This is a genomic window from Pseudomonas sp. FW507-12TSA (genome assembly GCF_058781435.1).
Genome location: NZ_JBYSWT010000069.1, coordinates 1 through 692, shown reverse-complemented (window position 1 = coordinate 692; position 692 = coordinate 1). Strand labels below are relative to the sequence as shown.

2 protein-coding genes are annotated in these 692 nt (G+C 67.9%); both read right to left on the bottom strand.

Going from position 1 to position 692, the window contains the following annotated elements:
* A partial coding sequence (locus tag AC3WK8_RS31955; RefSeq protein ID WP_207255108.1) for a TolC family protein occupies window positions 1–522 on the bottom strand: 522 nt, incomplete at its 3' end.
* 5 nt (window positions 523–527) lie between these two features.
* Window positions 528–692: efflux RND transporter permease subunit (locus AC3WK8_RS31950; RefSeq protein ID WP_146043317.1), on the bottom strand; the 165-nt coding region annotated here is incomplete at its 5' end.

Sequence of the window (692 nt, the reverse complement as noted above, 5' to 3'; positions counted from 1 at the left end):
GACCTCGGCGATCAGCGCAATGCGTGCCGAGCGCCCCGCCTCTTCGGTGGCCAGGTACTGCTGCAATGCGGCATCGCTGAGGCTCTTGACCCGACCGAACAGGTCGACTTCGTATTCCGGCAACGACAGGCCGACCTGATAGGTACTGGCCACGCCGGCCCGGCCATTGCTGGAGAGGTCCGAGGGCAGGCGCTGGCGGTTACCCGAGGCCCCGGCGTTCAACCCGGGGATCCGGTCCGCCCGCTGGATGCGGTATTGCGCCCGGGCTTGTTCGATGTCCAGCAAGGTCTGGCGCAACGAACGGTTGTTGTCCAGGGCGGTGCCGACCAGGCGGCGCAGCTGCGGATCGACAATGAAGCTCTGCCAATCCAGTTCGCTGGCCTGGCGTCCCTGCTGGGCGGGTGAGTCGCTCCAGCTGTCGGCTACGGGCGCCGTCGGACGCTCGTAGGTCGGGGCCATGGAGCAGCCACCCAGGGCCAGGGCGATCAGCAGCGCCGATACGGTAAAAGCTGGGGTACGCATGCTGATCACTCCTGGGTCAGGGCTGGTTGTTCGGTGGCTGGCCGCTTGGTGCGCAGCACCGACAGCAGCCAGACGAAGCAGATCGGCACGAACAGCACGCCCAGCAAGGTGGCGCTGAGCATCCCGCCGATCACCCCGGTCCCGATGGCGCGCTGGCTGGCCGCACCGGC